Below are 26172 nucleotides of genomic sequence, written 5' to 3'. Positions count from 1 at the left end.
AAAGACAAAAGATTCAGCATAGGTTTCGTTTGTTTTACACCCAATTCAAATTGAGCACAAAGTTTTATAACCCTAAGTTGACAAATCGAAATCCAGTTAATTCACATGAAACTTCCAGACTTGTCCAATAGTTTTTGCTCCTGAATTATCTGATGTATTTATTTTCCAGTAGTATGTTTTTCCTGAAGTAACATTAACATCTGAAGTTTCGGAAGACAAATCACTTGCCAATAACGGTGGATTTTCTTCTTCACCAAAATACAGCTCATAGGTTAATACATCATCTGTGTTTGTATCTGCCCCCGTCCAATTTAAGCTAACTATACCAGCATCTACATGACCATCATCATTCGGACCCACCAATGCTGCAGTGAACGGCGCATAGTTAGAGATCCCAACGCCTTCTGTATAAAATGCTTGAGTTCCTGTAGGCTGTCCTTCGTTACCCTCACTATCTACTGCAATCACCCTCCAATAGAATGCTGCTGCCTTTTGTAATGTTATGGTCACGCTGGTTGAATTCACGGTACGCTGTTCTACAACATCTGTTAAAGCCCTATCCTTTGCGACAGTCAATTTATAACTAACTGGATCATCATCAGGGTCTGTAGCTGCATTCCAATTGAACGCAATGGTATTATCAATACATAGTAAATCTACCGATGGGTAAACCAATTGAGCTGTTGTGGGCGCCGAATTGGGAGGTGGGCCATCACTTCCTCCGCATGCAAAAACAAAAAACATGATTGCAAAAATGGTATAACCCTTAATTATCTTTTTCATAGTCATTTTTCTATTTAATAATCTTAAAAGCCACTGGTTTTTCAATATTCAATCTCACAAAATAAATGCCTTTGTTCAAATTTTGAAAAGGTATTTGTATAAAATTGGAATCGCCTTTATTTATCATAGCACTAAAAAGCAACTGTCCGTCAATATTATAAACCTGTACTGGGATTTGTTGCTCTTTAATAGCTGGTAATGTTATCTTTAAATTTTCAATAACGGGATTGGGGCTTGCTATAAATTTGCTAGAATTATTTACATGATCAATGACCTCACTAACAATACCTTCACAAGCCTTGGAAGACGATATCTCTAAAAGCCCAGACCCTGATGTTTCTACCTCAAAAGCAATTTCACTGGTGGTTCTTATAGTATTTCCATTAAAAGCCACGGTAAATGGCGGGGTTCCTTTATTTATGGTCACTGATGTTATATTGGAATTGTTTTTAGCATGCTTTTCAAAAACAGCTCCTAAGGCCTCAGCAGGTGCTACACTAACTTCAAAACACTGTTCAAATGATCTGCCATTTACATTGACACACAAAGTATAATCCCCTACGGCTATATCTTCAAAAATATGAGTGGTTTCAAGTTCTTGGTTTAGATTCAAACCATTACCTGTCAATGTTACTGTATAAGTCACATAGGTTTGAGCCACAGCAACCACAATCCTTCCATTGTTTAACCCCTGGCATGTTTCGGATATTATTTCCAGATTTATATTATTTGGATTTTCATAGCTGGTATCGCAAACATCACCAATACCATTTCCGTTTGTATCCTTTTGGTCTGCATTTGCCATGCTAATGCAATTATCATCGCCATCAAGAACACCATCTCCATCACTATCTCCACAAGCATCACCAACACCGTCCCCGTCACTATCTGCCTGGTCTATATTTGAATGCTCTGGGCAATTATCATTGATATCCAATACGGTATCGTTATCGGTATCTTGACAGGCATCCCCAATACCATTGCCATCAGAGTCTGCCTGATCTGCATTCGCAACCTGTGGACATATATCTACATTATTAAGAACACCATCACCATCCAGATCTCCTGTTGGATCTATTTCAAATTGCCCTGAAAAGACCCCTCTACCGTACGTTGATGCAAAGACCATGTTATCGTCCCTTAAATCCAAGTCGGTTACTATAACATTACTCATCCCATTGTATGCCTGATTCCATGTAGGTGATGCAGCAGAAAAATCGCTAGTAAACCAAACACCAAGATCGGTACCTATAATGACCTCTTCATAATTTAAAGGGTTCTGTAAAATTGTTTTTACGGGCATATCTGGTAAATTACCATCTTTATTTTCCCAATTCGCTCCCCCATCATTTGTATACCAAATATTGGTTACGCCATAATTATGCATGGTAACAAATATTTCATTTTCGTTAGCACCCAATTCTATATCAGAAATACTTCCTACAAAACCTGCTCCTGTTATTTCCGACCACAAGGGCATATCTCCATCGGCATTCTCTGCTTTTAAAACTTTTCCTAAAACAGTCCCAACAAATAATTTTGATGAATTTGTTGTATACGAAGAAACTGTTAATGCTGTTGGTCTGGATGTTAGTAAAGCATCTGTTAAATTACTTTTGGTAACCGTTGCCTCAGATTTTATTTGGGCATATCTTTTTATAATGTTATTCCCCCCAGATGAGTAATTAGAGTATAGAATATCTAAATTAGAGTCTAACGCTTGCGGATTAATAAACGAGCCATTATTAGTGTCTTCAGAATTGATAGTCACGTATTCGCCTTCATTATAATCATACAAGAATACTAATTTATTGTAAACAATATTTCCAATGAAATAGCGGTCATTTCCATCTTGATCGAAAAAACTATAAGCACCATCGCCTCCTCCAGCTTCAAAGGATGCATCTGGTCCGTTCTTGCTAGCATCTTGAAATAATTGTGTCCCATTATCCTGAGCGCCTGCCAGGAAGTAATCGCCCGTTAAGGCACTTGTTGGTGCCACACCTACCGTATAAAATTGAGTCACATTATATCCTCTATTTCTAGAACTGATGGTTGCTCCTCCATCATTTGAATAATAAACACCACCATCGTTTACGAACAAAACCTTATTAGTATCGCCACTAGCATATACCATATTATGTTGATCTGCATGCACTATAGGAGCTGCTAAATCTTTAAGCGGATTATCATTTCTGCCTTCAGTCCATTTAGATATTTGGTTCCACTCGTCGCCACTATTTGTGGATTTAAACAAGTCGATGCCCCCAGTATAAACAATATCGTCATCAACGGGATCTACAGAGATCATTAAATCGTAAAAGGCTTGTCCTCTTGTAAAATCGTTTGCAGGAATACCAGAATCTGCATCATTAGGAAGTCTTAATCTGGAGCTTGTAGCAAAACCATCATCGGTATATTCTATTATTACTGGTGTGTCATCTCTTCCTTCTGCTAACACATATGCCTTTTGTGCATTGGTTGCAGATACTGCAATTTGTGTTCTATCTGCACCCGAAATCTCATGTGCTTTGCTAAATGTTATACCATCTACAGAAGACAAAATGGTACCACCTCCATCTCCAAAAATCACACTATTGGTTGTAGCAACCCAAACTTTATTATCTGCACCAATCTCAATATCGTTAGGTGCATATTTATTACCATTTGTTGTTAATGTTAATGAGATTTCAGACCAATTTAAACCACCATCTGTAGATTTGTACAATCCAAATTCTGGTCCTCCCAAAAACGTATTGGTACTTGCATCACTATAAAAAGAATCGCCTGCTGCCACATAAATTTCTGAAACGCCAGCATTATTCCTAACAACCACATCATTAATATGTTGTATCCCAGGAACAAGCACCCCTGTAAAATCCCCGTTTCTTGGGTTTAATGAAATATTAACGACTTCTGTAGCTAATGTACTTTCTATTAAATCGCCAGCTTCTTTGGTAATCATGACTGCTGGAATCATAATTGATGCATCATCACCACCCATATTAATAGGATCGCCATCAATATTATTCATTACTATAACAGCTATGGCCCCAGCATTTTCAGCACGCTTTACTTTATCTGTAAAATTGCAACTCCCCCGCCTTACCAGTGCTATTTTACCATTCAATTCGGCATTGTTAACTAAGTCACTACAACCATCGCTTACTTCACCATCGTTATCATTTACCAAAATAACATCTGCTGTAATGGCCAAATTAATTGATGTTCCAAAATTTGTTGTTGGTCGGTATGGCAGATCACCTGCTATAGCCCCTGGGGAATTAATCGTTAAATTGGTTGCCGATTGAGAAAAGCTATCACCGCTTACCCCGCCAAAAACTTTAGTCCAAGTATTTCCTCTATCTTCAGATTTCCACAATCCGTCCCCATTTACATCACCGCTTACATAGGATTCACCTGTACCGACATAAAAAATATCGGTATTATTTGGATCGTAAGCGATACTTGAAATTGCCAAATTTTCAGGAATATCAACTCTGGCCCATTGGGAATTTGCATTCGAAATACTGGTGTTTTTCCATAAACCACCACTAACACCACCTGCAAAAACAATTTCATTCGTTGCATCGTTGGGATCGAACATCACTGCTCTGGTTCTACCGCCTACATTGTTTGGCCCTCGCTCTACCCAAGCATTGTCAACCTTCTCGCCTGGCACCTTTTGCGCCAAACTATTTAAAGCTCTTAACTTAGCCTGTTTTTTCTGTAATTCTCTTATTTTTTCACGGGTAGGTCTCCCTAATGCGGGATTCATCTCTAGTAAATATTGTTCTTCGAAATATTTATTTGGAGGTATTCTTAATGCTTTTCTTTCCTTTTTACTAAGTTTTAATGTTTCATTATAGGGATGTGACTCTAAAAAAGAGGCGTGTTGCTCTCTAAGTATATCGATATTGGAAGTGTCCGTATTCGGAAAAAACAAAATAGCAAAAATGGTAAAAACTGAGGCAATAACTAAAAAAATACGTTTTTTCATATAAGTAGTAGTCTAGATTTAGGTGTATAGTTTACAAAACTACATGGATTATCTATTTTTAAACTATTAAAACTGTTAATTTATATTGATGCCTCTTATTTTATTATATAATAGTATCGCATTGCTATCGGACATATTGGAGACAAAACTACAGGCTTTAAAAATCCTATGGTATAACGTATTTTGTATTTCTATATCATTTTCTGGCAAAAGATTCAGCACTAGTTTATCGTAATTTGATGCTTTATTGGCATAAGAATTATTGATGGCCGCTATGAAAACGTCCAGCAGGTCAGATAAAATTCTATAACCAGCTATTTCCTTTTCGATAACTTCCTTGCTTTGATATACTTGTTCTACACTAATTTTAATAATGTCGTTAATCTGTGCCTCATATTTACTTTTATCCAGCAAAGCACAATTAAAATTACCGTTTAATATGGCTTCTTCATTTTGCATAAAAATAGTGACCGCTTCATTTATCAAAGTATTTATTGCCAAAGCCCGTAAATAACTAACTCTATCTTTTGTGTTTTTTAATTGATGGTACTTCTCTGTGTTTATAGTGCCCCTTACCAAATTAATTAAATACTCCAAGGCAAACGCTTCTTGGATCAAGCCTAGATTGATTCCGTCTTCAAAATCGATTATGGTATAGCAAATATCGTCTGCCGCTTCTACCAAAAAAGCAAGCGGATGCCTGGAAAAACTAATATCTGTATTGCTCCTTTTTAATAAACCTAATTCTTTAGCCACATCTGTAAAGGCTTCTTTTTCACTTTGAAAAAAACCATACTTTTTATCGGCAATATGCTTTGTTGGTTTTTTAGGCAAGGACTCTTTTGGATATTTCATGAAAGCACCCAAGGTAGCATAACTCAATCGCAGTCCACCATCGCGCCCTGCTCGACTTTCGGTTAAAATTTTGAAGCCATTGGCATTGCCTTCAAAATCACATAAGTCCTGATATTCTTTTTTGGTTAGCTGGTCTTTAAACAACTTTCCGTGCCCTGTTTTAAAAAATTCACCTATAGCTTTTTCTCCTGAATGCCCAAAAGGTGGATTTCCTATATCGTGTGCTAACGCTGCTGCTGCTACAATAGCGCCGAAATCGTTAGCTTGATACCCGTGTACATTTTGTAAATGCGGATGTTTTTCTAATAATTTTTTACCAACAAGCCTTCCTAATGAGCGTCCAACAACACTCACTTCCAAACTATGCGTTAATCGGGTGTGTACAAAATCTGTTTGTGATAGGGGAATCACCTGTGTTTTATCCTGAAGACTTCTAAATTCTGAGGAAAAAATAACCCGATCGTAGTCTACTTCAAACCCTAAACGGGTTTCGTCTTGTTCTTTTCGAATGCGTTTATTGGTATCGCCATAGCGTTTTAAGGATAGTAATTGTTCCCAGTTCATTTTTTTTATTTAAGACTAGCAAGATAATTAAATTCAATAATAATTTCTCTTCAAAAATCTCTTAACATTAAAGTAACATTTTAGTGACCGTTCTTTAATAATTTGATAACATATAACTAATTGTAATATTAGTTCTTTGCATCAGTTATTTTACTATAAATTAATGAAACATCTTATAACACTTTTTATATTACTTTTTACTTCATTTTGTTTTGCACAACATACTGGAGTTATAACTGGAAAATTGTTAGACAGAGAGTTTAACAACAGTCCTTTAGTATTTGCAGATGTTACCATTAAAGGAACTTCCATAAAATCAACCACAGATCAAACAGGTTTGTTTTTTATTGAAAACATAGAAGACGGGGACTATACCTTAATATGTAGTTTTGTAGGTTATGAAACAAAGGAATTAAAAGTAAAAGTAATTTCTGGTGCTTCTAAATTTATCAAAACATCTTTAGGAGCCAGCACGGTTTCTTTAACTGATCTTGCATCGATTGCTAATCTTAGCGAAAAAAGTAGCAAAACGGCTTCTCGGTAATCAATAATTAAGCATAAAAAATTATTCAGTTTTTCACGCTAATTTAGCCACACTTCTCTTTTTTAATATCATTGAACGAAATTATTTCATCACTACGCTGAAATCACTAAAAAAAGGATCATGTCCAAAAGTTGTGTTTGAGTAAAAAATTGAATGGACTGGAAGAGGAAGAATTCAACATTTTTTTCCATATCTTTTTTGCATTGCCCAAAAAAGAAACAAAAAAGTCTAGCCTTAGATTTTCGACGGTCAAATTGGTTTTCGGTGTCTAAAAGAAATAAACTCGTATAATGAGCTCTCTTGGTTTGCTATCCTTATTCCCTAAACTTTTTGCTTGGCTATTTTGTTGTTTGGCTGCGCTCAAACAGCATTTCTTTTTTAACGACACCTTCAAACATTTGACACTCGTCTACAAATCCCATGGCCTTTGGCTACGATCCATGTGCTTGCAATTTTATAAACACATGATCATTTGTGGGTGCACCATAGTAGAGACAGGCAGGTATAGGTATAGACAATGATTTTGTTTAAGTCAAAAAACAAACTGTAAACCATCATTTACCAAACGTTTTAGACAGCTCACTTTGTTGTTTTCTATAAAATCTATTCTTTTTAAGATGTTTTCAATGTTAACTTATTGTTTCCAAATTAAAAAACAGACCTGTTTTAGGTAACATTTAGATAACTCTTTAGTTACTGTTGTTTAATCTAAAGGTAACACACCCTTTACATAACCTACCGTTCTTTGCAGCTAGAAATAAAATGAAATAATGAAAAAAATTTTAGTATTATTAGCAGTCTTCACTGCTACATTTTCGCAAGCTCAAAGCACTGGTTCTGTGGTTGGTAACCTAACGGACAAAGAATATAACAATGAGCCTTTAGCTTTTGCTAATGTATTAATAAAAGGGACTACCAAAGGGACGACTTCAGACTTCGATGGACATTATATTTTCGAGGGTTTAACCCCAGGAGCTTATACACTAGTATTTAGCTTTGTTGGATATGAAACTCAAGAAATAAATGTACAAATCGTTGCTGGTAAAGTAACCGAAGTCAATGTACCTATGGGTGCAAGTGCAGCATCTTTAGATGAGATTGTAATTAAGACGACGACTAAGAGAGAAAGTGAGACTGCACTTTTATTAGAACAGAAGAAAGCTGCTGTAATAAAAGAAAGTATTGGAGCTGAAAGATTAGGAAAAATAGGTGTTTCTAACGCAGCTACGGCAACAACTAAAATATCTGGGGTTACTAGAAGTGAAGGAACTGGTAAAATCTATATAAGAGGTCTAGGGGATAGGTATCTTTCTACAACCATGAATGGACTACCTATACCATCCGATGATGTTGATAATAAAAATATTAATTTAAATTTATTTTCAACAAACATGATTGAAAATGTAGGGATTAGCAAAACTTATACTACATCTGGTTATGCAGACCAATCTTCTGGAAATGTAGATATCTCTTCAAAAGAATATTCGAAAAAACAATTTTCTGTTAGCGTTAGTTCTGGATATAACACAAATGTTTTAGGAGTAGACGGTGATTTTAAGAGAAGTGTTGCTTCTGAGGATGTCACGCTAGGTTTCCATAAAAAACAATTTGCTACGGTCGATCTTATTACAAGACAAGGTTGGGATCCATTAGATCAAAAAAGTACTGGGAACTATAGTCTATCTTTATCTGGCGGACATAAGTTTAATATTTTTGGAAAAGAGCTATCAATCTTTGCTTCTGGTTCTCATTCAAAATCTTACGGTTATCAAGAAGGTGTATTTAGGAGCTACAGATCTAATATATTAGATAACGAATTTACAGACGTTGAGTCGTTTACTACTAATACAAATTCTACTGGGTATGTAAATTTAGGACTTAAAATAAACAGTGAAAATAGAATAAAAATAAGCAGTTTATCGGTTAATAGAAGTACAGATAATGTTTACGAACAGGGCAGAAATGGTTTAGGTTATGTTTTTGACCAAGACCCACAAGAAGACGGTGCTTTTGTTAGAGATCAAAATTTCAAACAAACCAGGTTGCTTGTTAACCAAATAATTGGTAATCACAAAATAAGTGAAAACAATACACTTAAATGGGCAGGTGGTTATAATTTTGTATTGGCCGAAGAACCTAACAGAATTAGAAATGAAGCCAATATTTTAGATATCAATACATCTAATTTAACTCAATATGCGCATGTTGGTGATTTTCAACAAAGAAAATCTAAGCAGAAAATTGAAGATACTGAGTTTAATGCTTACTTAAAAGATGAAATTACTTTTGGAGAAGCTGATGAAGATGATAACAAACCTTTTAAACTTCATGTAGGAGCTAATATTCGTAAAAAAGAAAGAGTCTTTAGCTCACTATTTATTGGCGTTAGAGCTAGAGGTTTTCAAGTGCCTTCTGTTGATGAGTTCTCTCTTACTTTTACCGAAGACAACTTTAATAACGGTTTAGTTTTAAGAGAAAGAGATCCAGACAGATATGATGCAGATTTAACTATTATATCTGGTTTTGCTAATTTAGATTTCAGATTAAACGAAAAAATCTCTGGAAATGTAGGAGTTAGATATGAGAAAGATGAAATCAATGTCTTATGGGATGTTGCAAACTTTGTTGGACGTGTTGGGTCGATCACAAAAGATTATAATGATATCTATCCAAGTCTCAATTTAAAGTATGAATTAAATGAAAAACACTTTTTACGATTTGCTTCAAGTTTAACTCAAACGCTACCTGAGTTTAAAGAGTTATCACCGTTTGAATATGTTTCGCCAACAGGTCGGGTTACAAGAGGAGATCCAGATTTAGAAAAATCTGATGTTTTTAATGTTGATTTAAAATGGGAATTTTTCCCTAAACAAGGTGAGCTTGTTTCTGCTACAACATTTTACAAACAAATAAAAAACCCAATTAACTTGGCTTTAACTAGAGGGTCTGCAGGAATCTTTGAATTTTCAAATACTGGTGAAAAAGCTAAAGTGTTTGGTGTTGAGCTTGAAACGCGATTAAACTTAATTGAAAATGAGGAAGAAGACCCTATTCTTAATTTCAACACCAACATTACTAAAATGTGGTTTAATCAAGATTTATTAGAAGAATTTCAATATAAAAATGTTACAGAATCAGATTTACAAGGCGCATCAGATTTGATTTTAAACGGAGCATTAAGCTACAACTCTCAAAAAGAAAAAGAATTCATCGCCACGTTAACAGGTAATTATTCATCAGATAAAATATTTGCATTAGGATCTCCTGAAGATTTTGCCAATAGTGCCACCCTTTATAATGATGAAATTATTGAAAAGGGATTCTTTACTATGGATTTAGTAGTCAGCAAAAAAATAACCGATAAATTATTAGTAAAATTTACTGGAAGAAACCTTCTTAATCCAGACATACAACAAACACAAAAGGTTAGAGACTTTATTATTACTAATGAAGAAACTAACAAAGTTGTTAGCTCTTATAAAAAAGGAAGTTTATTAAGCTTAAGTTTAAAATATACATTTTAAATCTAGACAAAAATTTATCTCAAAAATGAAAATATCCCAGAGAAAATCTTGGGATATTTTCGTTTAAACAGTACAGTATTTGTCAGAATTAAGCGGTCATGCCAATAATTAAATCTTGGCGCTTTTTAATTAACATTTTGGTAACAAAAACAAGTGTTTCGAATGAAAAACGTAACCTAGTTTTAATATTCTAATAAACATGAAGAGACACTAATCATTTTTCTTTGCATAACATTAAAAATTAATAACAAAAATGAAAAAATTATCTTTAAAATTATTCACCATAATATTAGCAATAGCTACTATTAATTTAACAAGTTGTAGCTCTGATGATCCAGCTCCAATAGTACCAGATCAATCTGACGTTTTGAAAAACTTAGAATCTGGAGTAATGAACGGTACTTTAGAAGAAAGTTATACACTAGATGCCTCAACTCTTTACAACTTAACAGGTCAATTTATTATAGCAGACGGTGCTACATTAAACATTCCTGCAGGTACAAAAATTCTAGCGGATAATAAAGGAACAGATATCTATATTGCTGTCTTAAAAGGTGGTGAAATCAACATCAATGGAAATGCAAGCAATCCTGTTGTAATGTCTTCTGCGGATGGAAATCCTGGAGATTGGGGTGGCTTAACCCTATGCGGTAAAGCAACTACGACTGCTGGTGTAGATGCTCAGGCTGAAGTTGGTGGTTTCATTTATGGAGGTAACGATGACACTGATAGCTCAGGAATTATAAGATACTTACAAATTGTTGGTACTGGAGCTCAAATCAGTATAGATTCTCAATATAACGGTGTTTCATTTTACGCTGTTGGTTCTGGCACATTAGTAGATCATGTGGCGGTAATAAATGGTGAAGATGATGGAGTTGAGTTCTTTGGTGGTACTGTAGCTGTAAGCAACTTATACCTAGAAAACAACTTTGATGATTCCATCGACTGGACAGAGGGATGGAATGGATCTGTGACTAATGCTTATATTTCTAATACAAAGAAAGATAAAGATGGTAACAGTTTTTCTACAATTTTTGAAGGCGATAAAACTAATGGAAACCCAACTTTTACCAATATTACAGGAATTTCTACAGTAGGTGGTACGGCTTTACAATTTAAATTACAATCTGGTGGTACTATAAGCGGCCTTTCTTTAAGTGGTTATGATATTGACTTAGATATGAAAGATGGTGGTGACACTGCTAATGTAATTTTCTCTGATGGCTACTCTCCTGTCGCTATGGCTACTCCTGAAAAGCAAGTAGAAACTGGTGAGTATTTTTATTCTTTAAATACTTCTGTTGTTCCTACTGTTAATGTTGATGACTTCTCATGGGTTGAATCTAGTTTATCTTTTGAAAGCAGTCTTTTACAAGGAGCTGTTACTGGAGACATTACTTTAGACCCTTCTGTAAATTATACATTAAACTCTTCTTATATTGTTCAAGATGGTGGTAAATTAACAATCCCTGCTGGAACTAAAATTACTGCTAGAGATGGTGGTACAGGAGTTTACATAGCTGTTCTTCAAGGTGGAGAAATAGATATTCAAGGTACTGCTTCAGCCCCTGTTGTAATTGCTTCTGCAAATGCTGAAGGAGGAGACTGGGGTGGCTTAACTATTTGTGGAAACGCTACTACAACAGCAGGTGTTGATGCTGTAGCTGAAATAGGTGGCTTTGTTTATGGTGGTACTACAGACAATGACAACTCTGGTTCTATAACATACTTAGTGCTTAAAGGAACTGGTGCTCAAATTAACTCTGAATCTCAATATAACGGGCTTTCTTTATACGCTGTTGGTTCTGAAACTGTTATAGAAAACATATCTGTAATAAATGGTTCTGATGATGGCGTTGAATTTTTTGGAGGAACTGTTTCTGCTACAAACTTATACTTAGAAAACAATGACGACGATTCTATCGACTGGACTGAAGGATGGAATGGATCTGTAACTAACGCTTACATATCTCATACCGTTAGTGGTTTCTCAACTGTTTTTGAAGGAGATAAAGACAATGGTAACCCAACATTCACTAATATCACTGCTATTTCTAGTGTAGGTGGTACCGGTTTACAGTTTAAAAAGCAGTCTGGTGGTACAATTACTGGCTTACATTTAACTGGTTACGATGTAGATTTAGATATGAAAGATGGCGGAGCTTTATCTAACGTACAAATAGAAGGTGCTGATGCTGATGCTACTTTACTATCTGGAGAAACTAGCAAATACACTTTAAATTCAGGAAAAGATGCAGCTGCATTAGATATTTCAGGATGGACTTGGAGAAATGCTGGTCTATAATATAAAATAGTATATTTTTTTAGACAAAAAGCCTTGCAATTGCAGGGCTTTTTGTTGTTAATAAATGTCTCGTCCTGAAATAAGTTGACACAAAATCGACTCATTATGAAAAACACAAAGGAAATTCAAGTTAAATAACTCATAAATAACACTAGCAAAAGCCTACGTTAACATGTGTGTTTTATCTTTCTTCAAATTTAAACCCCAAATGTTATGAAAAAAAAATCACTTATGTTATTTTGTTTATTGTGCTTATCATTCATAATTGATGCACAAAATTATCATCGCCTAGAGACATATCCTACTAACAATCCTGCGGCAGCTTGTACAGAAACAGGCAATCAGAAATATAGAGTAAAAGTTAACATCAACATTGATTATTTATTAGATCTAAATAAATTTTATAGAATAGATTTAGGTACTAATTTTAATTTGGGTGTTAGATATTGCAAAGTGCTTAATCGTGGTATTGGTCCTGGAGATGCCGACTTTGACTTAGAAAGTACAGATATTAAATCTGAAGTCGATGTTTGCGAATTCAACTTTTATAGATATCACCGTTTTGAAACATTTACAACTTTAGAAAAAGCCAAGAATAACATTTGCGGACAAACTACTGCTCATGATGGAAGATCAAAAGCTAATATAAAAATCACTCAACTATTAGATGTAGGAAAGGTATATTTAATAAATTTAGGAAATGGACTAGGTACTAGATATTGTAAAATACTGAATAGATATAATGGTAGAGGGGACGCTGATTTTGATATAGACGACATAGATTATCAAACTGTATTTCCTCCAATTACTTTTAATTGTAGTGAGCCTGATACTGATGGTGATGGCGTACCTGATAGCCAAGACAACTGCCCTAATGAGGCTGGTCCTTCTTCCAATAACGGATGTCCACTTCCTACTGGTAAACCAAATCTGTATATGTCTAGTTTAAAAATTTTAAGACAAAGTAATAACCAAGTTATCTTTAACTACCCTAATGGCAGCACAAACACGCCAACATTAAACAATAATAATTGGTATGACATTATTGTAGGCGTGAAAAATGATGGACAAACTACAGCACAATCAGTTTCGTTAGACGTCATATTCACAAATAACACATCTAGAGAATATCCTCATCCTAGTGTCCCGTTCTATGGCGTCGAAACCGATGCAAACATAGGAAATATCGGTACCAATCAAGTAATAGAAAAAACCTTTTCTATTTTTGTTGGAAATAATATAGGAGTATCTCCTAACTTAAGTAATAACTCGATTTATCGATTATTTTTTGATATTGATATTAATGATGATATTGATGAGACAAATGAAAGTGACAATATTAAGTTTACTCAATTTAAATATTCTTCATCAACCAATAAAAACCATTCAAAATTAAACCAACCTCAACCTAGTTTTGAGAACGTTTTAAAACCATACCCTATCGACATTTATAATTTCCAGGGGCGAAAAGTTTTGTCCAAAGAAGTCAGCTCAAAAGAAGAAGAAGGCAAACTGATACAATCTTTAACTAGCGGTTTATATGTTATTAAGTCTAAGGATAAAACTTATAAAGTTTCTATTAAATAGAAAGTAAATTTAACAAACTAAAAAAGCATCCTAAAATTTAGGATGCTTTTTTAGTTTGGTTAGCTATTTTTGTTCTTAGGTTTAAAAACTCTGTTTTCCTTTAGTTTCAGACTCCTTTAAACCTGCTATAGCATTAGCGTTATAATCTACTTCTTTTACAGTTCCGTTTTTCCAATAGAACCACTTGCCGACTTTTTTACCATTATCATAATTTGCAGAAACTTCTTTTTTACCTTCTGTGTTAAAACTTAGCCACTCACCGTGTAATTTACCATCTGCTGTGTAAGTTCCTGTTTGGCTTACAACACCATTGTCGTGATAATAAACAACCTCAATTAAGTTAGTTTCTTTGTTAAGTTTTAAATCTCTCTTTTGCTGAGCAAAAGATACCACAGTAATTAAAAAGGCAAAATAAAATAAAATTGATTTCTTCATAATTATGGGGGTTTTTAACATTATATACCAAATATACAAATAAGCTAACATTAAATCAACCTTTACATAACATTAATTTAACATTAAACATGTATGTTTCTGATTTTAAGAGTTTTAAATACAAAGATTTAACATTGGAAAATCTTAATAATTACTTAATATTACCATCACATTTAAGTTACTTTAAACTAAGAAATTTGCAGCGTCTTTAGACACAATTAGTATTTCATTATAATCTATTAGTTTTTGTCGACTACATTATTATGATTTCTAATGAGGCTGCCTTGGCCAAGGCAGCCTTTATTTGTTTTTATATTAACCCTTAGTTAACATTAAGTTAACATTAGTATTGGTTCTTTGCAGCGACAAAAACTAATACTGACAATGAAATTTAAAACTACGCTAGTAGCAATTTGCCTATTTGCTATTAACTTCTTGTATTCGCAAGAAACAAACACCCCAAAATTTGGAAAAGGATTATTTAATCTCGTAGGTAAGGATAGTTCTTGGACCATGAAAATTGGAGCAAGAATGCAATTTTTAGCAATCTCTAATTGGGAAAATGGGGAAAGCAATGAAGCTAATTTTTTAGTAAGACGTGCCCGTTTAAAATTTGATGGCTATGCTTTCACACCAAAACTTAAATATAAATTAGAACTCGGATTATCAAACAGAGATATTTCAGGAGCCTCACCATTTACAAGTAACGCCCCTCGATACATTTTAGATGCGGTTATGAAATGGAACTTTGCACCAAACTTCGAGTTATGGTTTGGTCAAACAAAGCTACCTGGAAACAGAGAGCGTGTTGTTTCATCTGGGAATCTTCAACAGGTAGATCGTTCTTTATTAAATAGTAGATTTAATATAGATCGTGATGTGGGCGTTCAATTAAGACATCGTTTTAATCTTTCGGACACATTTATTGTTAAAGAAATGTTATCTATATCTCAAGGGGAAGGAAGAAATGTAACTACAGGTAATCTAGGTGGCCACCAATATACTGGCCGTATTGAGCTATTCCCATTTGGAAATTTTTCCAGTAAAGGAGATTATTCTGGAAGTGATTTAAAGCGTGAAAAAACACCTAAACTATCGCTTGCAGCAACTTACGATTTCAATAATAATGCTGTTAAAAACAGAAGTAATCAAGGTTCTTATATGATTACAGATACTGGCTTTTATGAAACCAATATAAGTACTATCTTTATTGATGCCATGTTTAAATACAAAGGGTTTTCATTAATGGCAGAATATGCAGATAGAGATACTGATGACCCTTTTGCAAAAAACTCGGATGGTACATTAACTGGAGACGAAGTTCAGGTTGGAAAAGGTTTAAATATACAAACCGGTTATTTGTTAAAAAGTAATTGGGAAATTTCTGGTCGATATACAAATATAGAATTGGACAGGGCAATTACTGGCAAAAACCCAGAAAATCAATATACATTAGGGGTTTCAAAATATATAGTGGGTCATAAACTAAAAGTACAAACAGACATTAGTCATTTAGAAGTGGATAATGGTAATAACGAGCTTATGTGGCGATTACAATTTGATATTCATTTTTAAAAACATAACATTAACATAACACACTACTTGGAAACACTTAGGATATTTGCAAACTTATTTTAATTAAATTATGGACAATATTTATTTATTAATGCTAATTGCCATTACAGTTCTAGCGATAGCTGATATTGTAGTTGGTGTAAGTAATGATGCTATAAATTTCCTAAACTCGGCTATTGGCTCTAAAGCCATTTCTATGCGAACTATTATGATCGTTGCAAGTTTAGGTATTTTTATTGGAGCTGTTTTTTCAAGTGGAATGATGGAGGTTGCACGTAAAGGGATCTTCGTACCAGCCATGTTTAATTTTGAAGAGATCATGTATATTTTTATGGCTGTAATGATTACAGACATCTTACTGTTAGATTTCTTTAATACTTTAGGTTTACCAACCTCTACAACAGTTTCTATTGTATTTAATTTATTGGGAGCTGCCGTAGTTATGTCTTTAATAAAAATTAGTGCTTCAGACTCTCAAACCTTCACAGATTTAGGAGCATATATAAATACTAAAAAAGCATTCGAAATTATACGGGGTATTATCATGTCGGTATTTATTGCTTTTACTGTTGGTGCCATCGTACAATGGGTCTCTCGTTTGGTTTTTACATTTCATTACGAAAAGAAAATAAAAAACTTCGGTGCTATTTTTGGTGGCATCTCTTTAGCAGCAATAACCTATTTTATCTTTTTAAAAGGGTTAAAGGGAACGCCTTATTATAAAGATCTTAAAGGGCTCCTAGAAGGCAATGAGCTTTTTATTATACTTGGAAGCATTGTTTTTTGGACATTATTCTCTTTTGCATTTCAAAAAATATTTAAAAAAACCATATTAATTGTAGTAATAGCGATAGGAACTTTTGGTTTGGCATTGGCCTTTTCAGGCAATGATTTAGTGAACTTTATTGGTGTACCTATGGCGGCTTACCATTCTTACGAAGCTTGGTTTAGCTCTGGTGTTGATCCATCTATGTTTTCCATGGAAGTACTTGACAAAAAAGTCCCTGCAGAACCTTTACTTTTATTCATAGCTGGGGGGATTATGGTATTAACCTTATGGCTTTCTAAAAAAGCTAAAACAGTAGCCGAAACGGAAATAAGCTTATCTCGCCAGGGAGAAACACACGAAAAGTTTGAGCCAAATTTATTATCGAGAAGCGTCGTAAAAGGATCGACTTGGTTATCTGAAGCAATAAGCGCAATTATACCTGCATCAACTCAGGAAAAAATAGGCAAGAGTTTTGAAAAACCTAATGTTGTACTAACTAAAGATCAAAGTATCGATGCGCCTGCTTTCGATATGATTAGAGCCTCTGTAAACTTAATGGTTGCAGGCGTGTTAATTGCGATAGCAACATCCATGAAATTACCTTTATCGACAACGTACGTAACATTTATGGTTGCTATGGGTACATCTTTTGCAGATCGTGCTTGGGGTAGAGAAAGTGCCGTTTACAGAGTTGCTGGTGTATTAAATGTTATTGGAGGATGGTTTGGTACTGCTATTGGTGCTTTTATAGCAGCAGGAACTGTTGTCTTTTTAATTAAATGGAATCCTAGCGTTATGACACCTATTTTGTTGTTGTTAACTGTTATTTTACTTGCTAGAAATTATTTATCACACAAAAAGAATTCAAAAAATGTTATTGATGAAGATAGTTTAACGCAGGCAGAAAGTAGTTCTATTCAAGGTGTTATTCATGAGAGTGCAAACAATATAGCTAATGTTGTAAAACGTGGTAATAAAATTTATTCAAGCGCTATTAGTGGTTTAGCGAAACAAGATATTGTTTTATTAAAAAAGAATAAGAAAAATATAGTCAAGTTGTCTACTGAAATTGATGAACTACGTGACAATATTTTCTACTTTATCAAAAATTTAGACGAATCCAGTTTAGGAGCAAGTAATTTCTACATTAATATTTTAGGGTATTTACAAGACATGACACAGTCGTTAGAATATATATCTAAGGCAAGTCATAAACATGTAAACAATAACCATCAAAAACTTAAATTCAATCAAATTAAAGAGCTAAAACAAATTGATCAGGATCTTGAGTCGTTATTTAACACAACTAAAAAAGCTTTTGACTCTAGATCATTTGAACAAATTGGTGCTATTTTAAATAACAAGAAAGAGGTTTTTGATTTGGTGACTGAAAAAATACAAAGTCAAGTTGAACGTACTAGAACGGAAGAATCCAGTCCAAAAAATACAACCTTATATTTTGGTCTTCTTTTAGAAACAAAAGACCTATTAACAGCCACTATGAATCTCTTGGAAGAATATCATAATGCCCATGATAGTTCTGTTGAACCTGCTACACTTACTAGCCCTGAAGCAGAAGAAGAATAATAAATAATATACTTACCGTTAAAGGAGGGTGTCTAAAAAGTCTTTGTAATTTGATTTGTCAGGTTGAGCTTGTCGAAACCAATATTGATTATCAGTATTTTAAAAATATTTCGACAAGCTCAATATGACATAGAACATATTTTTTAGACACCCTCTTTCTTGGAAGCATTTAAATGATTTTATTAAACCTTTTTAAAAAAATATGATTTCAACAAACAACTACTTTGACGGAAACGTTAAATCTTTAGGTTATACTACAAAAGCAGGAAAATCTACTTTAGGGGTTATGAACGCGGGCGATTATGAATTCGGAACTTCAACTCACGAAACAATGATTGTTATTGAAGGAGAAATGAACGTTAAATTGCCTGGCGCATCAGAATGGACAATCTATAAAGCTGGAGAAACTTATCAAATTGAGGCCAACACAACGTTTCAAGTAAAAGTATCTGAGCAAACATCTTATTTATGTCAATATAAATAGGATGCTTTATTAACAGAAAACAAAAAGCATCTTTCTTAAAGGGAGGTGCTTTTATTTTTAGTAAAACTATCTCTAAATATTTTCATTCCACAATTCTGTGTTATCTCTTTTTTGCCATTTTCTATTTCAATTATGGGCTTATCAACAACATATCTCCACAGAAGTTTAAATAAAAAATTCCGAAAAACAATCCTTTTTAAATGCCAATAATACAACTATTAGAATTACAAAAACATGTAAATATTGTCTTACTTCTCATTAGTATGAAAAAAACACAACCTTTCAACGTCTAAAGCTCTACTTTCAACGTAAATAGCCTAAATAACCTAATGATTATTATTATGAAGAAAATTTCTGTTTTGCTATTAGTAGCAATTTTTACCGTTTCATGTGTATCAAAGAAAAAATACATGGCCCTAGAGCAAGAAAACGGAGAAATTAAAAGTGAATTACAAAAAACAAGAGTCGCCAAAGAAGATTTAGAAGCTAAATTTGATAAAATCCAAGCTAGAGTTGAAGCTTATAACTCTAAAATAGCAACTCTTAAAGAGGCTAACGACTCTAAGTTAGAAGTTGTAGAAAACGTAGCTGTCATGTCTAACGAGACAAAAGCAAACATGCGTAAAACGTTAAAAAATGTTGACCCCGCTAAATTAAGTCAAGCAAAAACACTTAAAGATTCCATGAATCTAGCAGTTGCTTACAATCTTGAAAAAACAATTAGCGAAAGCAATATAAACGAGAACGAAGATTTTGCTGTAAATATTAATGAAACTGTTGTTATGATTTCTATTGCAGACAATATGTTATTTAATACGGGGAGTTATAGATTAAGCCCTAAGGCAGATCCTGTTTTAAAGAAACTGGCCGATGTTATTAACTCTGAGCCTAGTTTAGATGTTATGGTTGAAGGCCATACGGATTCTAGAACGATAAACACTCCGAATATTGCTGACAACTGGGATTTAAGCGTTTTAAGATCAACATCTGTTGTGCGTAAACTACAAGAAAAATATAATGTAGCACCAGAAAAATTAATTGCCTCGGGTAGAAGTAGCTACCAACCTATTGCAGAAAATGACTCTAAAGAAAATAGAGCAAAAAATAGAAGAACAAGAATTATTATTCTTCCAAATATTGACAAGTTTTTTGCTTTAATGGCTGAAAATAATGATACTGTAGCTGAAAATATAGTATTAGAAGAAGATTAAGTATAAACCGAGTTTATAAAAATTACAGAAGAAGCATCCAAATTGGGTGCTTTTTTTTATTTAAGTATTTGATTTAGGTGATGCTCTAAATGACTTACATAATCTTTAATCAGAAATCTTAAATCGGATATTTCATTACTATTAAACACTATTTTATAATTAAGAGTGTCTTCCGTTTGTTGATTTATAACATAACAAATTCTGTTATTGATTGCTATCCAAAAATTAGTGATTTCTTTTAAATCGGCATGTTGATAATCGTTTGCTTTAACCAATTCATCCTGTTTATATTTTCGAATTCGATAAGGTTTCGTTTCAGTCTGAATTTCTGTAAATCGTTGCAAATTATTTATCCCAGAGTCAATAAGATGTCCTAAAATTTCTTTTTTCGACCACTTTTCAGGTGATAATTTTTGAGTTAATTCAAAATCTGAAGATTGGGATATATATGCTTTCCCCTGTTTTATTAAGTTTTTTAATTTATGAACCGTTTCTTTCATTCTTCAAATTTATTAACATCAACAACATATGTTTTTGAAATAGAATCATGCCACCCTTTACCATTTATTTGTTCTTAAAAAGGATAATCTATATTGGAAGCCTTTTATTTTTGTTAAAAAATAAATATACTCTTTTAATAAGAAAAAGCACCCTAAAAAGGGTGCCCTGTGCCTGATAAATCTATTTTTAATAATCTATATATAGTTAAGATCCACACATCAAGCAATCATCACCTTCTCCAGCTTTCGCCTGAGCAATGAGTGCTTTCATTTCCTCTGCAGTCATGGGCTCAACTTCTGGCACATTTTGTTGCGCAAATTTTGCCGCGTTTTTGGCTGCCACTTTTTTCTTTTTTGCCTGTTCTTCCTGTAAATTAACATCATTAACTTCTACAACTTCTGCTGTTGGTTCTTCCTTCTTGGTTGTTTTTAGAGTAAACTTAATAGCATCTACAGCACTCTTAGTACGCAAGTAATACATACCCGTTTTTAAACCACTTTTCCATGCGTAGAAATGCATAGATGTTAGTTTAGCCATTGTAGCACCTTCTAAGAATAAGTTAAGTGATTGTGACTGGTCTATAAAGTACCCTCTTTGACGAGACATATCTATAATATCCTTCATACTTAACTCCCAAACTGTTTTGTAAAGGTCTTTAATATCTTGAGGAATAACATCAATATTTTGTATGGAGCCATTGGCTCTCATAATATCTTGTTTTAAACTTTCATTCCAAAGTCCAAGTTCAATTAAATCTTCCAATAGATGTTTATTCACAACAATAAACTCCCCAGACAATACACGACGCGTATAAATGTTAGATGTATAGGGTTCAAAACACTCATTATTACCAAGTATTTGAGATGTCGAGGCTGTAGGCATAGGTGCCACTAACAGCGAGTTACGCACACCGTTTTTAAGTACTTGTTTACGTAGTTTCTCCCAATCCCAGTTACCACTTAATTCGTCATTATTTAGGTTCCATAAGTTATGTTGAAATTGCCCTTTACTTATTGGAGAGCCTTCATAGGTTTCATAAGGACCATCCACTTTTGCTTCTTCCATACTCGCAGTCACCGCTGCATAGTAAAGTGTTTCAAAAATATCCTGGTTTAATTTTTTAGCAGCATCACTCGTAAAAGGCATACGTAGTTTTATAAACGTATCTGCTAATCCCTGAACCCCCAAACCTATTGGTCTATGACGCATATTAGAATTTTCGGCTTCTTTTACTGGATAATAATTTCTATCAATAACTCTGTTTAAGTTTTTAGTAACACGCTTTGTTATACGGAACAATTCTTTATGATCGAATTCTCCATTTTTAACAAACATTGGCAAAGCAATAGATGCTAAATTACATACAGCAACCTCATCTGGTGATGTATACTCTAAAATTTCTGTACATAAATTAGAAGAACGAATGGTTCCCAAATTTTGCTGATTAGACTTACGGTTTGCCGAGTCTTTATAAAGCATATATGGTGTCCCAGTCTCTATTTGAGATTCTAATATTTTCTCCCAAAGTTCACGTGCCTTAATTGTTTTACGCCCTTTACCCTCGGCTTCATATTTTAAATATAAGGCTTCAAATTCTTCACTATGTGTTTCTGGTAATCCAGGGCATTCATTAGGACACATCAAAGTCCAATCGCCATCTTCCTGTACACGCTTCATAAACAAATCTGAAATCCACATTGCATAAAACAAATCACGTGCACGCATTTCTTCTTTACCGTGGTTTTTCTTTAAATCCAAGAAATCAAAAATATCAGCATGCCAAGTTTCCAGATAAATCGCAAAGCTTCCTTTACGTTTTCCACCTCCTTGATCTACGTAACGCGCCGTGTCGTTAAATACACGAAGCATGGGTACGATACCGTTACTCGTACCATTGGTTCCTGCAATATAACTCCCTGTAGCACGTACATTATGCATCGCTAAACCAATCCCTCCAGCAGATTGTGAAATTTTTGCCGTTTGTTTTAAAGTGTCATAAATACCATCTATACTATCTTCTTTCATAGTTAAAAGAAAACAAGACGACATTTGCGGTTTTGGTGTACCTGAATTAAATAGTGTTGGTGTAGCATGCGTAAAATATCTTTTAGACATGAGCTCATAGGTCTCAATAGCAGCATCTAAATCATTTAAATGAATTCCTATTGAAACACGCATAAGCATATGTTGCGGACGCTCGGCAATAACACCATTTAACTTTAAAAGGTAGGAACGTTCTAACGTTTTAAAACCAAAATAGTCATAACCAAAATCACGGTTATATATAATAGTAGAATCAAGACGTTCTTTATTCTCCATAATAACGTTATAGACTTCGTCTGATAAAAGCGGTGCATCTTTACCTGTTCTCGGGTTTACATATTTATGCAAATCTTCCATAACACTGCTAAACGATTTTTTAGTGTTTTTATGCAAGTTAGAAACCGAAATTCGTGCTGCTAAACGCGCATAGTCTGGATGTACTGTTGTCATTGTTGCAGCAATTTCTGCAGCAAGGTTATCCAGTTCGCTTGTTGTTACACCATCGTACAGTCCTTCAATCACACGCATGGCCACTTTTAAAGGGTCGACCAACTCGTTTAATCCATAACATAACTTTCTCACTCTGGCAGTGATCTTGTCGAACATGATTTGCTCTTTTCTTCCGTCTCTTTTTATTACATACATAATATTACACTTTTTAGGTTTTCTGATACACCTTCAGAAAAATGGTTAGTCAATTATTCTAAAATTTAGTTCTAATGGTTAGTTAGATAAAAATCAGTTGCTTGGGTTATTCAATAAAAGGCTATTAATCTTCCACTTTCATGGAAATGTCATTCTAATCGTTCTTTCAAATAGGGAAACTCCATTGGAGTTTTGAAAAGAAGAATTATTAATAATTCTTCTTGATTAAAAATCGGCATCAAAGCTAAATTTGTCCTTTTCTTCTTCTTTATTAAGGACTCCTGCTTTTTGATATTCGGATACACGTTTCTCAAAGAAATTTGTTTTTCCTTGTAATGAAATCATATCCATGAAATCAAATGGGTTAGCTGTATTATATACTTTTTCGCAACCTAATTCATTTAACAGCCTATCGGTCACAAACTCTAAATATTGTGCCATTAAAACTGCATTCATGCCAATTAAACTTGCTGGTAAAGATTCTGTTATAAATTCACGTTCAATATCTAAAGCATCTACCAATATTTCTTTAATACGGGATTTAGGTACTTTATTTATTAAATGTTTATTATGTAAGTGCACTGCAAAATCGCAGTGTACACCTTCATCACGAGATATTAACTCATTAGAGAATGTTAAACCTGGCATTAACCCTCTTTTCTTCAACCAGAAAATAGAGCAAAATGCCCCTGAAAAGAAAATACCCTCAACAGCTGCAAATGCAATTAAACGTTCTGCAAAACTTGGAGATTCAATCCATTTTAAAGCCCAGTCTGCTTTCTTTTTAATAGCAGGAAAGTTCTCAATGGCATTAAATAACAAGTCTTTTTCTTTTTCGTCTTTTACATAGGTATCTATTAAAAGCGAGTAGGTCTCACTATGAATATTCTCCATCATAATTTGAAATCCATAAAAGAATTTCGCCTCACTATACTGTACTTCGTTTACAAAGTTCTCTGCTAAATTTTCGTTTACAATACCATCACTGGCAGCAAAAAATGCCAAAATGTGCTTTATAAAATAGCGCTCATCATCATTAAGTTTTGTACTCCAATCTGTAAGATCTTGATGTAAATCAATTTCTTCTGCTGTCCAAAAGCTTGCCTCCGATTTTTTATACCACTCCCAAATATCATGGTGTTGAATTGGAAAAATAACAAAGCGATCTTTGTTTTCTTGTAGAATCGGTTCTATAGCCTGAGACATTGTTTCTTTAAATTTTTATAAAATATTGGACGAAAATTTCTTTCGATTTGGGAATAACAAAGATTGAAAATAGAAGTTGAAAATGAAAGGCTTTGTTATAAACATTGTCAACAAGTTTTTAACAAAACTTAGCAGATGGGGGTTTTCAAAGGAAAGCCCTACAACAACACAATAACCTGATAATCAGTAATTTAATTTCAACAACCTTCGCTGAAGCCTTATAAAACAAGGGTTCTTTAGTTTGCAAAAATTGTAAAGAAAAGGAGCATCTATTTTAGAAAATCAAACTAGTTTTTAATCGTTTTTTTTAGAATTTGCAACCTTTTCCAACTCCATGTACCAGTCTTCTCCAAACTTTCTAACTAAGGCTTCTTTTACAAATTTATAGATGGGGATTTGCAGTTCTTTTCCTAAAGAGCAAGCATCATCGCAAATTTGCCATTTATGATAATTCACTGCCGAAAATTCGCTGTAATCTTGAACTCTTACAGGATACAAATGGCAAGACACTGGTTTTTTCCAGGAAATCTGGCCTTGGTTATACGCTTCTTCTATACCGCAAAGCGCCACTTTTTTTTCGTTAAAAATAACGTAAGCGCAATCTGCCCCATCAATTAAAGGCGTTTCCAGTTCTCCATCTTCAGTAGTTACATACGTCCCTTGGGATTCTATAGCTTCAATACCCTCTTTACGTAAAAAGGGCTTCACCTTAGGGTAAATATTTTCAAGTATTTTAGTCTCATCTGCTTCTAACGGCGCACCTGCATCACCATCAACACAGCACGCACCCTTACAAGCCGATAGATTACATACAAAATCTTTTTCTATGATCTCTTCGGATACAATGGTTTTTCCTAATTGAAACATCGGACAAAAATAGACAATCTTTAGAATTATTTTGTGTAATAGTTTGGCATTTAATACCGAACTTTGCCCACAAACTTAATAATCAAAGCAATGCAATTAGACTTTAAAGAAATTTTTACGGCCTTTATGGTATTATTTGCCGTTATAGATATTATCGGGAATATCCCAATAATTATCGATTTAAGAAAAAAAGCAGGACATATACAAAGCGAAAAAGCCTCCATTATAGCGGGCATTATATTAATTCTGTTTTTGTTTTTAGGAAAAAGTATTTTAAACCTTGTTGGTATTGATGTCAATTCATTTGCTGTAGCCGGTGCTTTTATTTTATTTTTTATTGCTTTGGAAATGATTTTAGGAATCACTTTATACAAACAGGAAGAAAGCACCTCTATGACAGCTGCGGTATTCCCTTTAGCGTTTCCACTCATTGCGGGCCCTGGTAGTTTAACGACTTTATTATCACTAAGAGCTGAATTTAGAACAGAAAACATTATTGTTGCAGTTATAATGAATGTTATCATTATTTTTATCGTGCTTAAAACATCTGCTAGAATAGAACGCCTTATTGGACAAAACGGTATCAATATTATACGCAAAGTATTTGGAGTTATCTTATTAGCTATTGCTGTTAAACTATTTGCTCATAACATAAAAGCCTTATTTGAAATTACATAAACACCA

17 protein-coding genes are annotated in these 26172 nt (G+C 33.8%); 9 read left to right on the top strand and 8 right to left on the bottom strand.

All coding sequences use genetic code 11. The features are described from left to right. Positions 1-96 precede the first annotated feature (96 nt). From HHX25_RS16830 to HHX25_RS16820, 3 genes are all read right to left on the bottom strand, one after another. A complete protein-coding gene (locus HHX25_RS16830; RefSeq protein ID WP_169675909.1) occupies positions 97-783 on the bottom strand; it encodes a fibronectin type III domain-containing protein in 687 nt (228 codons plus the stop codon). Positions 784-793: 10 nt separating this feature from the next. Beyond that, positions 794-4783: a thrombospondin type 3 repeat-containing protein gene (locus HHX25_RS16825; RefSeq protein ID WP_169675907.1), complete on the bottom strand. Its 3990-nt coding sequence runs from the start codon at positions 4781-4783 to the stop codon at positions 794-796. 75 nt (positions 4784-4858) lie between these two features. Beyond that, positions 4859-6202, bottom strand: coding sequence for a deoxyguanosinetriphosphate triphosphohydrolase (locus tag HHX25_RS16820; RefSeq protein WP_169675905.1), 1344 nt, complete (start codon positions 6200-6202; stop codon positions 4859-4861). 163 nt (positions 6203-6365) lie between these two features. Here HHX25_RS16820 and HHX25_RS16815 point away from each other — a divergent pair, with 163 nt between their 5' ends. The 4 genes from HHX25_RS16815 to HHX25_RS16800 all read left to right on the top strand — a co-directional run bounded on the left by HHX25_RS16815 (position 6366) and on the right by HHX25_RS16800 (position 14165). Continuing rightward, positions 6366-6746, top strand: coding sequence for a carboxypeptidase-like regulatory domain-containing protein (locus tag HHX25_RS16815; protein ID WP_169675903.1), 381 nt, complete (start codon positions 6366-6368; stop codon positions 6744-6746). A 770-nt stretch (positions 6747-7516) separates the two neighbouring features. Continuing rightward, positions 7517-10270: a TonB-dependent receptor gene (locus tag HHX25_RS16810; protein WP_169675901.1), complete on the top strand. Its 2754-nt coding sequence runs from the start codon at positions 7517-7519 to the stop codon at positions 10268-10270. Between the two features lie 253 nt (positions 10271-10523). Further along, positions 10524-12578, top strand: coding sequence for a hypothetical protein (locus tag HHX25_RS16805; RefSeq protein ID WP_169675899.1), 2055 nt, complete (start codon positions 10524-10526; stop codon positions 12576-12578). A gap of 213 nt (positions 12579-12791) precedes the next feature. Beyond that, positions 12792-14165, top strand: coding sequence for a thrombospondin type 3 repeat-containing protein (locus HHX25_RS16800; RefSeq protein ID WP_169675897.1), 1374 nt, complete (start codon positions 12792-12794; stop codon positions 14163-14165). Between the two features lie 81 nt (positions 14166-14246). Here HHX25_RS16800 and HHX25_RS16795 read toward each other — a convergent pair whose 3' ends face one another. Next, positions 14247-14600: a toxin-antitoxin system YwqK family antitoxin gene (locus HHX25_RS16795; RefSeq protein ID WP_169675894.1), complete on the bottom strand. Its 354-nt coding sequence runs from the start codon at positions 14598-14600 to the stop codon at positions 14247-14249. A gap of 384 nt (positions 14601-14984) precedes the next feature. Between HHX25_RS16795 and HHX25_RS16790 the strand changes: the two genes are divergently transcribed. The 4 genes from HHX25_RS16790 (at position 14985) to HHX25_RS16775 (ending at position 20226) form a co-directional block, all read left to right on the top strand. After that, positions 14985-16175: a porin gene (locus tag HHX25_RS16790; protein WP_169675892.1), complete on the top strand. Its 1191-nt coding sequence runs from the start codon at positions 14985-14987 to the stop codon at positions 16173-16175. Positions 16176-16245: 70 nt separating this feature from the next. Further along, on the top strand, positions 16246-18531 hold the full coding sequence (locus HHX25_RS16785) for an inorganic phosphate transporter (RefSeq protein ID WP_169675890.1): 2286 nt from the start codon (positions 16246-16248) through the stop codon (positions 18529-18531). 202 nt (positions 18532-18733) lie between these two features. Beyond that, positions 18734-19015: a pyrimidine/purine nucleoside phosphorylase gene (ppnP, locus tag HHX25_RS16780; protein ID WP_169675888.1), complete on the top strand. Its 282-nt coding sequence runs from the start codon at positions 18734-18736 to the stop codon at positions 19013-19015. Between the two features lie 341 nt (positions 19016-19356). Continuing rightward, the gene (locus HHX25_RS16775; protein WP_169675886.1) at positions 19357-20226 is read left to right on the top strand and encodes an OmpA/MotB family protein; all 870 of its coding nucleotides are present in this window, start codon (positions 19357-19359) and stop codon (positions 20224-20226) included. 56 nt (positions 20227-20282) lie between these two features. Here HHX25_RS16775 and HHX25_RS16770 read toward each other — a convergent pair whose 3' ends face one another. The 4 genes from HHX25_RS16770 to HHX25_RS16755 form a co-directional block, all read right to left on the bottom strand. After that, entirely contained in the window at positions 20283-20726 is a 444-nt protein-coding gene (locus HHX25_RS16770) for a DinB family protein (protein WP_169675884.1), read from the bottom strand. A 205-nt stretch (positions 20727-20931) separates the two neighbouring features. Further along, on the bottom strand, positions 20932-23415 hold the full coding sequence (locus tag HHX25_RS16765) for a ribonucleoside-diphosphate reductase subunit alpha (protein ID WP_169675883.1): 2484 nt from the start codon (positions 23413-23415) through the stop codon (positions 20932-20934). 225 nt (positions 23416-23640) lie between these two features. Beyond that, complete coding sequence (locus tag HHX25_RS16760) at positions 23641-24621, bottom strand: ribonucleotide-diphosphate reductase subunit beta (RefSeq protein ID WP_169675881.1); 981 nt, start codon at positions 24619-24621, stop codon at positions 23641-23643. 294 nt (positions 24622-24915) lie between these two features. After that, positions 24916-25488, bottom strand: a complete 573-nt coding sequence (locus HHX25_RS16755; protein WP_169675879.1) for a DUF3109 family protein — start codon at positions 25486-25488, stop codon at positions 24916-24918. Positions 25489-25578: 90 nt separating this feature from the next. Between HHX25_RS16755 and HHX25_RS16750 the strand changes: the two genes are divergently transcribed. After that, positions 25579-26166, top strand: coding sequence for a MarC family protein (locus tag HHX25_RS16750; protein WP_169675877.1), 588 nt, complete (start codon positions 25579-25581; stop codon positions 26164-26166). Positions 26167-26172 lie beyond the last annotated feature (6 nt).

It is taken from the genome of Flavivirga algicola (genome assembly GCF_012910715.1).
Classification (GTDB): Bacteria; Bacteroidota; Bacteroidia; order Flavobacteriales; family Flavobacteriaceae; genus Flavivirga; species Flavivirga algicola.
This window is presented reverse-complemented; position numbering and strand designations above follow the sequence as displayed.

What these genes read in the sequence shown, in the direction of transcription:
- HHX25_RS16790 (WP_169675892.1), top strand. Translation starts at nt 14,985, where the DNA reads ATGAAATTTAAAACTACGCTAGTAGCAATTTGCCTATTTGCTATTAAC.
- HHX25_RS16750 (WP_169675877.1), top strand. Translation starts at nt 25,579, where the DNA reads ATGCAATTAGACTTTAAAGAAATTTTTACGGCCTTTATGGTATTATTT.
- HHX25_RS16775 (WP_169675886.1), top strand. Translation starts at nt 19,357, where the DNA reads ATGAAGAAAATTTCTGTTTTGCTATTAGTAGCAATTTTTACCGTTTCA.
- ppnP (WP_169675888.1), top strand. Translation starts at nt 18,734, where the DNA reads ATGATTTCAACAAACAACTACTTTGACGGAAACGTTAAATCTTTAGGT.
- HHX25_RS16795 (WP_169675894.1), bottom strand. Translation starts at nt 14,600, where the DNA reads ATGAAGAAATCAATTTTATTTTATTTTGCCTTTTTAATTACTGTGGTA.
- HHX25_RS16755 (WP_169675879.1), bottom strand. Translation starts at nt 25,488, where the DNA reads ATGTTTCAATTAGGAAAAACCATTGTATCCGAAGAGATCATAGAAAAA.
- HHX25_RS16765 (WP_169675883.1), bottom strand. Translation starts at nt 23,415, where the DNA reads ATGTATGTAATAAAAAGAGACGGAAGAAAAGAGCAAATCATGTTCGAC.
- HHX25_RS16760 (WP_169675881.1), bottom strand. Translation starts at nt 24,621, where the DNA reads ATGTCTCAGGCTATAGAACCGATTCTACAAGAAAACAAAGATCGCTTT.
- HHX25_RS16815 (WP_169675903.1), top strand. Translation starts at nt 6,366, where the DNA reads ATGAAACATCTTATAACACTTTTTATATTACTTTTTACTTCATTTTGT.
- HHX25_RS16830 (WP_169675909.1), bottom strand. Translation starts at nt 783, where the DNA reads ATGAAAAAGATAATTAAGGGTTATACCATTTTTGCAATCATGTTTTTT.
- HHX25_RS16825 (WP_169675907.1), bottom strand. Translation starts at nt 4,783, where the DNA reads ATGAAAAAACGTATTTTTTTAGTTATTGCCTCAGTTTTTACCATTTTT.
- HHX25_RS16820 (WP_169675905.1), bottom strand. Translation starts at nt 6,202, where the DNA reads ATGAACTGGGAACAATTACTATCCTTAAAACGCTATGGCGATACCAAT.
- HHX25_RS16805 (WP_169675899.1), top strand. Translation starts at nt 10,524, where the DNA reads ATGAAAAAATTATCTTTAAAATTATTCACCATAATATTAGCAATAGCT.
- HHX25_RS16770 (WP_169675884.1), bottom strand. Translation starts at nt 20,726, where the DNA reads ATGAAAGAAACGGTTCATAAATTAAAAAACTTAATAAAACAGGGGAAA.
- HHX25_RS16800 (WP_169675897.1), top strand. Translation starts at nt 12,792, where the DNA reads ATGAAAAAAAAATCACTTATGTTATTTTGTTTATTGTGCTTATCATTC.
- HHX25_RS16810 (WP_169675901.1), top strand. Translation starts at nt 7,517, where the DNA reads ATGAAAAAAATTTTAGTATTATTAGCAGTCTTCACTGCTACATTTTCG.
- HHX25_RS16785 (WP_169675890.1), top strand. Translation starts at nt 16,246, where the DNA reads ATGGACAATATTTATTTATTAATGCTAATTGCCATTACAGTTCTAGCG.